Annotated in this window: 17 protein-coding genes; 10 read left to right on the forward strand and 7 right to left on the reverse strand. The window is 67.3% G+C overall.

The window, feature by feature from the left end; genetic code table 11:
* Positions 1–30: 30 nt before the first annotated feature.
* From BM199_RS25175 to BM199_RS25190, 4 genes are all read right to left on the reverse strand, one after another.
* The gene (locus BM199_RS25175; protein WP_342741732.1) at positions 31–1269 is read right to left on the reverse strand and encodes a helix-turn-helix transcriptional regulator; all 1239 of its coding nucleotides are present in this window, start codon (positions 1267–1269) and stop codon (positions 31–33) included.
* Positions 1270–1400: 131 nt separating this feature from the next.
* Positions 1401–2345, reverse strand: a complete 945-nt coding sequence (locus BM199_RS25180; protein ID WP_091676233.1) for an NADP-dependent oxidoreductase — start codon at positions 2343–2345, stop codon at positions 1401–1403.
* Between the two features lie 441 nt (positions 2346–2786).
* Positions 2787–3362: a TetR/AcrR family transcriptional regulator gene (locus BM199_RS25185; protein ID WP_091676236.1), complete on the reverse strand. Its 576-nt coding sequence runs from the start codon at positions 3360–3362 to the stop codon at positions 2787–2789.
* 78 nt (positions 3363–3440) lie between these two features.
* Complete coding sequence (locus BM199_RS25190; protein WP_091676431.1) at positions 3441–4334, reverse strand: acyl-CoA desaturase; 894 nt, start codon at positions 4332–4334, stop codon at positions 3441–3443.
* A gap of 361 nt (positions 4335–4695) precedes the next feature.
* Between BM199_RS25190 and BM199_RS25195 the strand changes: the two genes are divergently transcribed.
* Positions 4696–4896, forward strand: a complete 201-nt coding sequence (locus tag BM199_RS25195; RefSeq protein ID WP_091676239.1) for a cold-shock protein — start codon at positions 4696–4698, stop codon at positions 4894–4896.
* Between the two features lie 80 nt (positions 4897–4976).
* Here the strand turns inward: BM199_RS25195 and BM199_RS25200 are convergent, their stop codons facing one another.
* Positions 4977–6239 carry an RNA polymerase sigma factor gene (locus tag BM199_RS25200; RefSeq protein WP_425425585.1) on the reverse strand — a complete coding sequence of 421 codons (1263 nt, stop codon included), beginning with the start codon at positions 6237–6239 and terminating at the stop codon, positions 4977–4979.
* Between the two features lie 389 nt (positions 6240–6628).
* Between BM199_RS25200 and BM199_RS25205 the strand changes: the two genes are divergently transcribed.
* From BM199_RS25205 to BM199_RS25235, 9 genes are all read left to right on the forward strand, one after another.
* A complete protein-coding gene (locus BM199_RS25205; protein ID WP_091676242.1) occupies positions 6629–7426 on the forward strand; it encodes an alpha/beta hydrolase family protein in 798 nt (265 codons plus the stop codon).
* Positions 7427–7498: 72 nt separating this feature from the next.
* Positions 7499–8137 carry a histone deacetylase gene (locus BM199_RS25210; protein WP_091676244.1) on the forward strand — a complete coding sequence of 213 codons (639 nt, stop codon included), beginning with the start codon at positions 7499–7501 and terminating at the stop codon, positions 8135–8137.
* Positions 8138–8224: 87 nt separating this feature from the next.
* A complete protein-coding gene (locus BM199_RS25215) occupies positions 8225–8869 on the forward strand; it encodes a LysE family translocator (RefSeq protein WP_218160436.1) in 645 nt (214 codons plus the stop codon).
* 53 nt (positions 8870–8922) lie between these two features.
* Positions 8923–9273, forward strand: coding sequence for a hypothetical protein (locus tag BM199_RS34680; RefSeq protein ID WP_245788661.1), 351 nt, complete (start codon positions 8923–8925; stop codon positions 9271–9273).
* Positions 9261–9536 carry an alpha/beta hydrolase fold domain-containing protein gene (locus BM199_RS35005; RefSeq protein ID WP_281245758.1) on the forward strand — a complete coding sequence of 92 codons (276 nt, stop codon included), beginning with the start codon at positions 9261–9263 and terminating at the stop codon, positions 9534–9536. The genes BM199_RS34680 and BM199_RS35005 overlap by 13 nt, the downstream gene beginning before the upstream one ends.
* A gap of 10 nt (positions 9537–9546) precedes the next feature.
* A complete protein-coding gene (locus BM199_RS35010; protein ID WP_281245759.1) occupies positions 9547–9840 on the forward strand; it encodes an alpha/beta hydrolase in 294 nt (97 codons plus the stop codon).
* A gap of 93 nt (positions 9841–9933) precedes the next feature.
* The gene (locus tag BM199_RS25225; RefSeq protein WP_091676247.1) at positions 9934–10359 is read left to right on the forward strand and encodes a VOC family protein; all 426 of its coding nucleotides are present in this window, start codon (positions 9934–9936) and stop codon (positions 10357–10359) included.
* 119 nt (positions 10360–10478) lie between these two features.
* Positions 10479–11294, forward strand: coding sequence for a putative protein N(5)-glutamine methyltransferase (locus BM199_RS25230; protein ID WP_091676250.1), 816 nt, complete (start codon positions 10479–10481; stop codon positions 11292–11294).
* Between the two features lie 43 nt (positions 11295–11337).
* Entirely contained in the window at positions 11338–11808 is a 471-nt protein-coding gene (locus BM199_RS25235) for a hypothetical protein (protein WP_091676253.1), read from the forward strand.
* A 40-nt stretch (positions 11809–11848) separates the two neighbouring features.
* On the opposite strand, the gene BM199_RS34690 is transcribed toward BM199_RS25235, so the two are convergent.
* Positions 11849–12124, reverse strand: coding sequence for a hypothetical protein (locus BM199_RS34690; protein WP_245788663.1), 276 nt, complete (start codon positions 12122–12124; stop codon positions 11849–11851).
* Positions 12121–12705: a class I SAM-dependent methyltransferase gene (locus BM199_RS25240; RefSeq protein ID WP_245788665.1), complete on the reverse strand. Its 585-nt coding sequence runs from the start codon at positions 12703–12705 to the stop codon at positions 12121–12123. The genes BM199_RS34690 and BM199_RS25240 overlap by 4 nt, the downstream gene beginning before the upstream one ends.
* Positions 12706–12752 lie beyond the last annotated feature (47 nt).

Consider the following 12752-nt stretch of genomic DNA (forward strand, 5'->3'; position numbering starts at 1 on the left):
GGGTACGGTTTATACCTTCATCCGCATGGTCTATCCGGCGATGCCAACTCGCTGACAGAGGTCGTGCACGTCCGTCGCCAGTCCGGTTGGCGGTCTACGACGAAGGTCGAGCAGCATCTCCCGTGCGAAGCCGTTGTAGCGGATGGTTTCGTGCGCCGTGCGCTCGGACGTGTTCAGCAGAGCCCACACCGCTGGCCGCTCACCACGCTGAGCGTGGCTGCGGGCGACCTCGATCAGATGCCGGCTCCTCCGGGCGAGCGAAGGTATCCCTGCGGCGTCGACCGCGTCAGCCGCTCGTAATGCCTCGCCCGCACGACGCAACTCGACGCCAAGAGTAACGGCGTGTGCCCCCATAATCAGCTGCGAGAAGCTGGTCTGGATGTGTCGATAGCCCGGGCCGAGCAGCCGCGCTGTTCGCTCAGCGCGCTCCCAGTGCCTCCATGCGTCACCATGACGGCCCCGGCGTGCGTGCACATAGGCGATCTCCGCCTCGAGCGCGCCTGTCATCCCGCGCCAGTCCGCTGGTGCCGCGTCGAGGTGCGGCTCAAGCTGAGTGATCGCATCGCGTGCCAGTGCCAGCGCTTCATCCCAACGCCCGGCATCCCGAAGTGCCTGCACCATCGCCCACGCTCCGCCGGCGATCACGTACGGATCGTCGGCCTCTTGGCCCTCGGTGAGAGCTCGATCAGCCACCATCCACACCAGCTCTGGCGCTGGCTGGTACGCGACGTAGAAATCTGCGAGCTGGTAGACGCCGGAGAGAACACGACGGGCATCGCGGCGTTCTTCACCGCGCAAGGTACGCACGGCGCGTTGTGCGTCTCGGATCAGGCTGGGCAGAAATGAGCCGAGTTGTGAACGGTGGTCAGGGGAGGCGTGCCGCACCCGCCATGCCTGTTCGAGGCGACTCTTCAGGTGTGCGACGTCAGGTGCACCGTCGGCATCCGGGGTAACTCGGTACTCAGTGAGCGCAGCCTGTACCGCGCCGAGCGCGGCGTGCTGGTCGCCTGCGAACAGTTCGACGGAGACCGCATGTCCGTTGCCGGTGAGCACAGCGAGATCGGTGAGTTCGAGCGCGTGCGCGATCTTGAGAAGCATGGACAGGCGCGGAGTCTGCAATCGCCCGTTCTCGACGGCTTTGATCCACTCGGCAGACTTTCCTACGAGCCCTCCCAGAACCGGGCGGGAAATTCCGCGTCGCTCACGGTGTGCCTTGATGCGATTGCCAATGTGCATGTCGTTGTCTGGCTGTGGCATATGAACCCACATCCTTCGCGGAGTCGACCTCGTTTCGCATCCCCCGTCAACCGGACGGTCTCCGCGAAGAGGCACACCAGGGTAGCCAGCTCATGACAGGGTGAACATGGTCCCCGTGTCCGATATAGGAGATTGAGACCTCGTCAGAAGTCAGGAAGCAGAACGACCTTGCCTCGCAGGGTTCCGGCCGCGCTGCGTTCGTGCACGTCGGGGAGTTGTCGCAGCGGAAGCCTGCCACCGACGTCGACCCGCAGCTCACCGGCATCGACCCGTCGGACGAGCTCGGCCAACTCATGGGCGTCACCGCGCGCGGACATACCCACCACCCGTGTTCCGGTTTCCTCCGGAGCAGGCTCGGGAGGAACGGCGGTCACGAACACACCGCCCGGATTCACCCGGCCGAGCAGGGACCGCAGATCGGCTGTGGTGGACTGCGACGTCGGTACCAGGTTCAGTACCGCGTCCACCGGATCGGTGACGATGTCGCGCACGCCGGTCTCGGTGTGGTCGATGAGTTCGTCTGCACCATGTTCGCGAACGGCGTCGATGCTGCGCGGGCCCGCAGTTGCGACCACTGTCGCTCCGGCCCGCTTCGCAAGTTGGACAGCCAGCCTGCCCACCGCACCGCCGGCGCCATTGATCAGGATGCGTTGTCCCGGCCGTAGATCGGCGTGTTCGAACAGGGCTTGCCACGCGGTGAGTGCCACCAGGGGTAGTGCCGCGGCGTCGGCGAGGGAGAGTGCGGTAGGCGCGGCGGTGAGCAGGTTCGCCGGCGCCAGCACGAACTCGGCAGCCGCGCCGGTGGCCGTCATCGGCAGGAAACCGACGACGGGGTCTCCCACGCCGCAGCTCGTTACTCCGCGGCCCACTTCGGCTACCGTGCCCGCAACGTCCAGGCCGGGAGTGTGGGGGAGACCCACCGGGAACACCTGTCGCATACGGCCCGCTCGGATGTCCACCTCGACCGGGTTGAACGAGGTTCCCGCGACCCGCACCAGCACCTGCCCTGGTCCCGGACTCGGCAGGTCGACGTCCTCGACGCGCAGGACGTCGGCATCTCCGTGCTCGTGGTAGCGCACCGCCTTCACCCCAGGACCTCCTCCTGCGTGTGCCGATCAATATCGTCGCAGCAGTGGCAACCGGTTTGTCGCCGCGTGTGCGCTCGTCGGTGGTTTAGGACCTCACGGGCTCCTGCCACAGCGCTACCGTGGCGCAGGCCGCCGCGAGCAGCCAGACAACGGGCCCGGACAGTCCGCCCAGCGGGTCGACGTGGCCGGCTATGTGACCCGCCGGCCGAGCCTCACGGACCGGCATGCCCAGGTGATCGAGGTCGCCGCCAGCCACAACGAGTGGAGGTGCGAGATCTGGCAGCCGGTCACGACGGAGGCGAACGCGGTGCTCGGCTCGCTGCCTGGCACGGATCTGCGGGGGATGGCGGCAACACTGCAGCGCCTCGCCGAGGTGACCTATGACCAGGCGCGGAACCTGTTGGCGCCCACTCAGATCGGCTCCGTCAGCCACGATGCCGTTCAGGGAAACACGATGCGCTCGACCGCCGCCGTGACAAGTCGTTCGCGCTCGGCCTCCGAAAGCACGTCCGGCAGCGTGAGCTGCTCCACGATCAGCCAGTTGAACGCCAAGTACAGCAGGCGGACGGCGGTCGCATCCCCCGGCAGGCCAGAGCCCTCGTGATAGGCGACGTTGGCGTCGATGTCGGCGCGGACACGTTCGGTCAGCACGGCGCGTAGCGCGGGGCGGCGGGTCGCCTCGAGCCGCAGTTCGAGGAGCGCGAGGTAGCCGCTGCGAAATGCGCTGACGCGACCGACCAGTTCCCGCATCAGGAACGTGTAGGTCCGCACATCCGCGTCTGCCGCCCGCTGGCGCGCGATCAGCTCGTCGTCGGGCTGAAGCCGTTCGTAGACCCGGGCACCGGCCTGCGTGAGCAGGTCATCGCGGTTGGCGAAGTAGTTGGAAGCCGTGCCGGGCGGCACCGCGGCCTCGGTGTCCACGGCCCGGAACGTCAGCCCTCGTGCGCCGTCCTTCGCCAGCACCTCGATGGCGGCGTCGACGAGAGCCGCCCGTCGCTCGTTGTTCCTGCGCACCATCGACACCGCTTCACAGGTAGCCCGTAACCACTACATGCACAGTACTCTGTCGGTCGTGCAAGGGGTGGGGCCGCCACGTCACGGCTGGCGGAGCTTCTCCAGCCGCTGCGGTGTCGGCCACCGGACCTTCCAGGCCCAGCCGAGCCGCTCGAACAACCGGATGACCGCGGCGGAGATGTCCAGCTGCCCGCGCTCGACCCCGTGTCGCGCACAGGTGGGATCGGCGTGGTGGGAGTTGTGCCACGACTCACCGAACGACGCGATCGCCAAGGGCCAGAAGTTCGCGGAGCGGTCACGGCTGCGGAAGGGACGCTCGCCCAGCATGTGGCAGATCGAGTTGACCGACCACGTGACGTGGTGCAACAACGCGATCCGCACGAGTCCCGCCCAGAAGAAGCCGGTCAGCGCCCCCGTCCAGGACCACGTCAGCAGTCCGCCGAGCAGGGCAGGGAGCAGCAGGGTTGCCGCACTGAGCAGGGGGAACAGGCGGTTCACGCGGACGATGTCGCGGTCGGCGAGCAGGTCTGGGGCGAACCGTTCGATGTTGGTCATGTCCCGGTCGAACAGCCAGCCCACGTGGGCGTGCCAGAATCCCTTGACCAGCGCGGTCGCGGTCGTACCGAACCGCCACGGCGAGTGCGGATCACCCTCCCTGTCCGCGTAGGCGTGGTGCCTGCGGTGATCGGCGACCCAACTGATGACCGGGCCCTGCATGGCCATACTGCCTGCCACCGCCAGCCCGATCCGCAGTGGCCGCACCGTCCGGAACGACCCGTGGGTGAAATACCGGTGGAACCCGACCGTCACCCCGAGCCCACTCAGCGCGTAGAAGAAGGCCACCAGGCCGATGTCTGTCCAGCCGATTCCCCAGCCCCACGCCGCGGGCACGGCCGCCGCCACCGCCAGCAACGGCACGACGACAAACGTGCCTACCAGGACGATTTCCTTGCGGGGGCGTCTACCGGCGACGATCGGCGGCCGGGATCTGCGTGGCTCCCGAGTCGGTGCCGGGGGCTGTGTGGATGGCGCGTTCTCCGAGGTGGTGGTCAAGGTACTCCACTCCTCTTTGTCCTTGCTCTCGTCTCAACTCGGGTATCGGGTTCCCCTATTGCGTGGCGGAAAACAACGCGTGGCCGCGGCCGGGAATGAATCGGCGGCCGGGTGGGTTGTACAGGGTGGTCGTAGTTTTTGAGTGTTCGTGTTACCTGCACGCTCGCGAGGAACGATGTTGCGGGCGCGCCGCTTTCCTTCAGTCAGCTGGAGAAGCCGCGTCGAGAACCGGCCAGGGGCACCGCAGAGTGCGGACCCCTCATCCAGCCCTGTAAGGAGCAAAATGACTCAGGGAACAGTCAAGTGGTTCAACGCGGAGAAGGGCTTCGGCTTCATCTCCCAGAACGACGGACCGGACGTCTTCGTGCACTACTCGGAGATCGAGGGCAACGGTTTCCGTAGCCTCGACGAGAACCAGCACGTGGAGTTCGAGCTGGCGCAGGGCCCCAAGGGCCCGCAGGCCACCGCAGTCCGCTCGGTCTGAGCCACCGCAGGCGCAAGTCTGCAACGGTTGTCATGTAGCGAGGGGCCGACACCAGCTGGTGTCGGCCCCTCGCCGCGTGTTCAGGGAAGTTCGCACGCCTCGGCACGCTCGAGCAGGAGTGCGCGTTCCCGCTCGTTCTGGGTCAGCGCCGCCGCGCGTTCGAACTCCGCACGGGCCTCCTCGAGACGGCCGAGCCTGCTGAGGAAGTCCCCGCGCACGCTCGGCAGCAGGTGATAACTCCGCAGGGACGGCTCGTCGGCCAGGCCGCCGAGGTGTTCCAGGCCCGCCTCCGGACCGAACGCCATCATCAACGCGACAGCGCGGTTGAGTTCCACGATCGGAGACGGCGAGACGGTCGCCAGTTCCGCGTAGAGGTCCGCGATCCGTTCCCAGTCCGTCTCCCCGGCGGTGCGTGCCCTGCCATGGCACGCCGCGATCGCCGCCTGCAGGGTGTAGGAACCGCGTGGCCCCTCCACCGTCTCCGCTCGCTCCAATGCGGTGAGCCCGCGGCGAATCAGCAACTGGTCCCACCGCCCCCGGTCCTGGTCGAGCAGCAGGATCGGCTCGCCTGTCGGCCCAGTACGTGCCTTGGTCCTCGACGCCTGGATCTCCATCAACGCCACCAGGCCGTGTACCTCGGGCTCCTTCGGGACGAGCTCGGCGAGTATGCGACCGAGACGCAACGCGTCCGCGCACAGTTCGGGCCGCATCCAGTCCGCACCGGCGGTGGCGGAATACCCCTCGTTGAACACGAGATAGATGACCTCGAGCACCGAGGACAGCCGCTCCGCGAGTTCGGCGCCCTCCGGCACCTCGAACGGGACCTTCGCCTTTGCCAGCGCCCGTTTCGCACGCACGATCCGCTGCGCGATGGTGGGCTCGGGAGCGAGGAACGCACGGGCGATTTCCGGCGTTGTCAGGCCACCGAGCAGGCGCAGCGTGAGCGCCACCCTGGCCTCGGTGGACAGCACCGGATGACACGCCGTGAACACCAGACTGAGCAGGTCGTCACCGATGTGGTCGTCCACCACAAATGCCTCGGGCTCGGGCACCGATCCGGCCCCGCCGAGCTCCAGATCACGGCCGATCTCCTCGACTTTGCGCTCGAGCCGTTGCTGCCTGCGCACCAGGTCGATCGCCCGACGTTTCGCGGTCGTCATCAGCCAGGCGCCGGGATTGTCCGGCACGCCCGACTCGGGCCACTGCTCCAGCGCGGCGACCAGCGCGTCCTGCGCGAGTTCCTCGGCAAGACCCACATCGCGGACGATGCGCATCAGCCCGGCGATCAGTCTCGGCGACTCGATGCGCCACACCGCGTCGATCGCCCGATGCGTGTCGGACACGTCGAGCACCGTCACGATCCGGCCTCGGTGTCCTCGACAACGTCACGGGTGGTCATGAAATGCAAGGTGCCCCTCTCCCGCCATGCCAGCTGGTGCAGCTCCCGTAATCGCACATGGTGCACTGTCCGGCCCGGCCGCCACCAGATACCCACTGGAACACATCCGGCTACCTGGTCACCTCAAGCCGGGGGAGTCCTGTGAGGCGAACATGCGACAACGCCAATCGCCGTGAAGCACGCTTCCCGCCCCTGAGCGCCATTCTGACCGACTCGGAGAACAACTTCCGATATTGGGCCCCGCACGCCGTGGTGTCGTGGCCGAGCAGCCGAATTGGTCCGCTGGTGGCGTAATCGGTTTCCGGCGTGCGGCAGCGCCCCTAGCGTGACCGCATGGACTCATTGATCACCGGTACGGCGGCGGGTGTGCCGTTCACCGCCCTACCCCCTGCGGACGCGGGCCCCGCCCCCCTGATCGTCACCTGGCACATGCTCGACGCGCCGAGGTCGGACGCCGCGTTCGCTGCCGCGTTGCCGATGAACGACGTGCCCGCGTGGCGGGTCCACCTCGGCATGCCGATGTGTGGAGCGCGCATGGTCGACGGCAGCATGGACGCCGGATTGGAGTTGATACGCAAGGACGTCCTGATGTCCTATTTGTACCCGTTCGTGCGGCAAGCGACCGAGGAGTTCCCGGCCGCGCTGGCGTCGATCCGCGCGCAGTTGCCGGTCGACGACGGACCGATAGGCGTGCTCGGCGGTTCGCTGGGTGGTGCCGTCGCACTGCGTGTCCTCACCGACACCGAGACACCGGTCTTCGCCGGTGCCGTGGTGAACGCCGCCATCCGGATGCGGTCCGTCGTCGGCCTGTTCCCCGGCGACTACCCGTATGACGCCGAGTCCGAGGAGGCCGTCGACAGCCTGGACTTCGTCGCGAAGGCGGACGTCATCGCCGGCCGCGCACCGCTGCTGGTGGTCAGCGGCGAGCAGGATCACCCGGAGCTGCGCATCGATGCGATGCGCCTGGTCACGGCTGTGGGGGAGCGGTCCGAACTGCTGTCGATTCCTGGGCTGGGGCATCCGCTCGCCGACGAGCCCGGAATCGAACCCGCGCCACAACTGCCGCTGGCTCGCGAGGTGGACAACGGCCTGACCAGGTGGTTCCACCGCCAGCTCACGAACGTGAGTTAGGCGCACCGGCGTTCAGCTGCTTGATCGACCTGCCCCCTTGCCCCGCCGACGGCGTCAGTACGGTCGGGCGCGATGTCCACAGCACACTCGGCCCAGCCCAGTCACGTCTGGTACGTCAGCTACGGGTCGAACATGTACGCCGACCGACTCACCTGCTACCTCAAGGGCGGCACACCTCCGGGCGCACGCAACGCGTGCCCGGGTTGCCGAGACCAGCGACCACCGCTGGCCGACACCAAACACGAACTACCAGGCGGCATCTACTTCGCGACCGAGTCGAAGCTGTGGGGCGGCGGGATCGCGTTCTATGACCCCGCTCTCCCTGGGACGGCGCCGGCCCGCGCCTACCTGGTCACCGCGGAACAGTTCACCGACATCGCCGCACAGGAGATGCACCGGGTGCCGGAGCCGCACGGCGCCCTCGACCTGAGCCGTGTCCTCGAATCAGGCCGTGCCCAACTCGGTCCAGGCCGATACGAGACACTGCTGCATCTCGGCGAAGTCGACGGTCACCCGGTGCTGACCTTCACCGCGCCATGGCCGGCTGACGCCGTCGAGCACGCCGCGCCGTCAGCGCCCTACCTGCGAATGCTCGCGGGCGGGCTGGGGGAAGCCCACCAGTGGGACATCCACCGTGCGGCGCGCTATCTCGCAGGCCTTCCCGGCGCGAACGGCGCCTGGAAAGCCGCGGACATCGCCGCCCTTCTCTGAGGCGACGATCTCGGTCGCCGGTTCGCGAGGCCACTTTCGCCGAATTGGACCGCGACCACGAACCACCGCACGTGACAGCATCCGGACGTGATCAGTCTCGGCTCCGCGCTCGGAGTCTTCGCAGTGGCACTGGGAATGGTTCTGACTCCCGGGCCCAACATGATGTACCTCGTTTCTCGGAGCATCACCCAGGGCAGGCGCGCGGGAGCCATCTCCCTCGGCGGAGTCGCCATGGGATTCCTGGTGTACATGGCCGCGGCCAACCTCGGTCTCTCCCTGGTCTTCGTCGCGGTGCCACAGCTGTACCTGGCAGTGAAGCTCGCAGGCGCCGCCTACCTCGGCTGGCTTGCCTGGAAGGCACTGCGACCGGGCGGAGCGTCGCTGTTCGCGCCGCAGCAGCTCGACCCGGACTCGCCGCGCAGGCTCTTCGTGATGGGGCTGATGACCAACCTGCTGAACCCCAAGATCGCCGTGCTGTACCTGTCGTTGATTCCCCAGTTCATCGACCCCACCGCAGGGAATCTGCTGCTGCAGGGATTCCTCCTCGGCGGAGTGCAGATAGTCGTGGCGCTCACCGTGAACTTCGCGATCGTGCTGGTCTCCGGGACCCTGGCGGTCTTTCTGGCCCGTCGCCCCAATTGGTTGCGGATCCAGCGGTACCTGATGGGCACCGTGCTCGGCGCGCTGGCGATCAAACTCGCGACCGACCACTCCCGGCCCGCGGCCGCCTGAACCCCGGCAAGGGATAATCACGACCGGTCGCGATCGAACACCGGGGGACGCTCATGCGGTTGGGGTTGAAGAGTCTCATCAACGCGGAGCTCGTGGCACACGTCGACGAGTGCCGGGCGGCCAATGCCGGGTCGGGGACCGCGAAGGGCCCGAGCACGCTGGGTGAGCTGCTGGAAGTACGGGCCAGACGGGCCGCGGTCACATCACCTGCCGACTCGTCGGCCGTCGAACAGGTAGCCGAAGCCGCTGGTCGGCGAGTGCCCGTGAGAGTCCTCGCTCCCGGCGGAGCCGTGCCACGCGGCGTATATCTGGACATCCACGGTGGCGGCTTCTACATGGCTCGGCGGCGCAGGGGGACGCGCGCAACCAGCAGCTCGCGGATGCGCTCGGAATCGTCGTCGTGAGTGTGGACTACCGGCTCGCTCCTGAACATCCCTGGCCCGCCGCTCCCGACGACTGCGAAACAGCCGCACTGTGGCTCCTTGAGCAGGCCGGAACTCGTTTCGGCACGACAAGACTGGCGATCGGCGGCTTTTCGGCGGGGGCCACCCTCGCCATGGCGGTACTGCTGCGCCTGCGCGACCGCGGTCTCGCCGACGCGTTCGGCGGGGCCGCGTTGCACGTACGATCTGAGCGGTCTGACCCCCGCAGGTCGGCTGATCGCTGATGAGTACTTCATTCAGGCATACGCCGGTCACGTGACTGACCGCACGGTCCACGACATCTCCCCGGTCTACGGGGACCTGCGCGGCCTGTGTCCGATTTTGCTGGTCGTCGGCAGCTCGGACATCCTGCTCGAGGACAACACGGCTATGGCTGCCCGGGTTTCGGCGGCCGGCGGCGAAGTCGACCTCCGGATCTACCCGGAGGCCCCCCACGCCTTCACCTCCCGCTCGACCGGCATGGCCAAAGCAGCGCTGCACGATATCGAGTGCTGGCTCGCCGACCGCTTCTTCACCGCCTCCAGTTGAAGTTCGATCGCCGACAGCAAAGTGCTCAGAAGGTGAGCACTTCGGCCCTGATGCTGGCCTTGTCAGCAAGTCACGCCGCCGAAGGGAACACCGATGTTGCGCGGATTCTCCACCATCAGCCTTTTCGCCGAGGACATCCAGGCAGCCAAGCACTGGTACACCGACCTTTTGGGGCTCGAGCCATACTTCGAGCGCCCCGTTGATGGACCGCTCGCGTACGTCGAGTTCCGCGTCGGCGACTATCAACACGAACTGGGCATCATCGACAGTCGCTATGCACCCCACGTTCCGCCCCCCGCCCCAGGGGGAGTGGTGCTGTACTGGCACGTCGACGACGTCGAGACCACACTCGAGACACTGCTCGCCAAGGGGGCGAGAGAACACGAGGCGCTGACCGTCCGCGAGGAGGGGTTCGTCACCGCCTCGGTGATCGATCCGTTCGGCAACGTCCTCGGCATCATGAAAAGTCCGCACTACCTTGACGTTCTCGCTGGTTTTTCGGGACGCGAACCCGCTTGACCTCGACCGGTCTGTAGGGTCGGAGATTCATCAGCGGACCGGCAAGGACGGTGAGCACCCATGACCGCCAGCTCAGGCCGAGTGCTCTCGTCCAACGCCCGAATGGTTCGCCTGCCCTAGTGTCAGCGCCAGCCGAACAAGCCGTTCACGCCGCCGTCGTCTCCAGGCTCAGGGCCGCGGGATGCGTGTTCGCCGAGGACGAGGCCCAGCTGCTCATTTCCGAGGCACGGACCGACTCGGACCTCACCTCGATGGTCGACCAGCGGGTCGACGGACTGCCCCTGGAACAGGTTCTCGGCTGGGCCGAGTTCCGTGGTCACCGCATCGTCGTGGATCCAGGAGTCTTCGTCCCGCGCCGCCGTACCGAGTTCCTCGTCACCCAGGCCGCCGCTGTCGCCCCACCAGCACCACTCGTCCTCGACCTGTGCTGCGGTTCCGGCGCGGTGGGCGCGGTGCTCCTCGCCGAACTGGACGATGTGGAACTCCACGCGGCCGACATAGACCCGGCCGCCGTCCACTGCGCTCGCCGCAACATCGCCGCGGCCGGCGGCCGGGTCTATGGGGGTGACCTCTACGAGCCCGTCCCCGACGGCTTGCGCGGGCGCGTAGAGGTCCTCGTGGTCAACGCCCCCTACGTGCCCACCGGCGCGATCGAACTGATGCCGCCCGAAGCCCGTCTGCACGAGCCGAGGGTCGCGCTCGACGGGGGAGTGGACGGACTGGACATCCACCGGAGGGTGGCCGCAGAGGCGGCCGACTGGCTCGCGCCCGGTGGTCATGTGCTGATCGAGGCGAGCGAGCGCCAGGCCCCGCACACGGCCGAGATGTTCGCCCGCAACGGTCTGGTCCCGCGAACGGCCGCCTGCGAGGAGCTCGACGCCTCGGTCGTCATCGGGACCAGACCGGCCGTCCACAGTGGATCGTGCACGCGATAACATTCCCGCCTCGTGGCCAGACAACCGGCTGACAGGGAGCAACATGGGGTTCTTCGGCGCGTACGTCTTCGACAAAGCCGGGTGGCGGCCTCATCGTCCCGGTCAGAAGCCGGATGTCGCGGGGCCGTGGCTCACCGTGGACATCTACGACAGCGACTTCACCACAGTCACCTACAGCCCGACGGGTCCGGGCAGCGGTGTCGCCTATCTCGGCTTCACCCCACGTGACTACTTCGAGGAGGAGGACGCGTCGCAGCCGACGGACGTCGCGCGCGAGGCAGCCGGTCTCGCGTTCTGGTGGACGCAGGTCAAGGGTGACACGAGCGAGTCCGAAAGAGCGGAGAAGGAACGGCTGTTCGCCACCTACCTCGCCGACGACGAAGAGGTCGATCCCGCAGTGCTCACCGACGACGCCATCGGACAGTTCGAGGACGACGAGATCTTCGTCGAGGTGCGCACCGCCCGCTTCCTCGACGCCCTCAACCTGCCCGTTCCCGAGGACCTTCCCCACTGACCGTCGTTACAGGGGAGTAGGACCAGCGAACGAAGGCCGGTCACGGCAGCCGTGCTTCGATGAGCCAGGCTGCCGAGTCGTAACAGACACCACGGGAACTGTGGTGGTCCGACATGTCGGATCGCAACGCGTCGAGCGCCCGTGCACGCTCATCCTCGTCGAGCCCGTTCAGCATTCCCCCGAACTGTGCCGAGACGAACTCGCAAGCGTCCTCGACGTCGCGGCCGAAGTACATCGGTTCGCGTAGATCGCGCAGCTGTACATCGGCGAATCCCGCCGACGTCAGCAGTCCACGGACCACCACAGGATCGCTCAACGACATCGGTCCTGGTGCGTCCGGTCCAGCGGTGGCACCGGACGGCCGCTGGTGAACGCCGCCCGGAAAGCGGTCAGCCATTCGTTGTGCTGTGGCAGTTGCCAGGACAGCAGCACCAGGCGGGCGGCAGGGCGCATAGCTCGGGCGATATTGGCGAAAGCTGCAGGCGGGTCGCCGAAGAACATCGCACCGTGCCTGCTGATCGCGAGGTCGAAACTTTGCGAGGGAAACGGATGGGTCTGCGCGTCCGCTTGCCGGAGAGTGACGTTGGAGAGTTGATCGCGCTCGGCCAGCCGACGTGCGAGTTCGAGCATCCGGGAGGACAGGTCGACCCCGAGCGCCCATCCTGCCGTGGCCCGGCGGGCCGCGTCCCTGGTCGCCTGCCCGTTGCCGCAGCCGATGTCGAGCACGATGTCGGTGGCCCCGATCCGCGCAGCGGCCATGAGGTGCTCGTGGTACCTGGCTACGCCTTCGTCGATACGGTCGGCACGGTCCGCCCAGAACGTCCCCTGATCGCCGTCCCAGGCGCTCAGTTGCTCCGCATTGTCGTTCGAGACCGGTACGGCACCGTCAATGGCCATTCGGACCCTTCGGTTCGACGTCGCTGGTTCGACGCGAGCAGGCGATC

This window comes from Amycolatopsis marina (genome assembly GCF_900111885.1).
Lineage (GTDB): Bacteria > Actinomycetota > Actinomycetes > Mycobacteriales > Pseudonocardiaceae > Amycolatopsis > Amycolatopsis marina.

Bases quoted from the DNA above. Each gene is read 5' to 3' on its own strand.
- BM199_RS25175 (WP_342741732.1), bottom strand. From the start codon at position 1,269: ATGTGGGTTCATATGCCACAGCCAGACAACGACATGCACATTGGCAAT.
- BM199_RS25185 (WP_091676236.1), bottom strand. From the start codon at position 3,362: ATGGTGCGCAGGAACAACGAGCGACGGGCGGCTCTCGTCGACGCCGCC.
- BM199_RS25195 (WP_091676239.1), top strand. From the start codon at position 4,696: ATGACTCAGGGAACAGTCAAGTGGTTCAACGCGGAGAAGGGCTTCGGC.
- BM199_RS25205 (WP_091676242.1), top strand. From the start codon at position 6,629: ATGGACTCATTGATCACCGGTACGGCGGCGGGTGTGCCGTTCACCGCC.
- BM199_RS25210 (WP_091676244.1), top strand. From the start codon at position 7,499: ATGTCCACAGCACACTCGGCCCAGCCCAGTCACGTCTGGTACGTCAGC.
- BM199_RS34680 (WP_245788661.1), top strand. From the start codon at position 8,923: ATGCGGTTGGGGTTGAAGAGTCTCATCAACGCGGAGCTCGTGGCACAC.
- BM199_RS25225 (WP_091676247.1), top strand. From the start codon at position 9,934: ATGTTGCGCGGATTCTCCACCATCAGCCTTTTCGCCGAGGACATCCAG.
- BM199_RS25235 (WP_091676253.1), top strand. From the start codon at position 11,338: ATGGGGTTCTTCGGCGCGTACGTCTTCGACAAAGCCGGGTGGCGGCCT.
- BM199_RS25240 (WP_245788665.1), bottom strand. From the start codon at position 12,705: ATGGCCATTGACGGTGCCGTACCGGTCTCGAACGACAATGCGGAGCAA.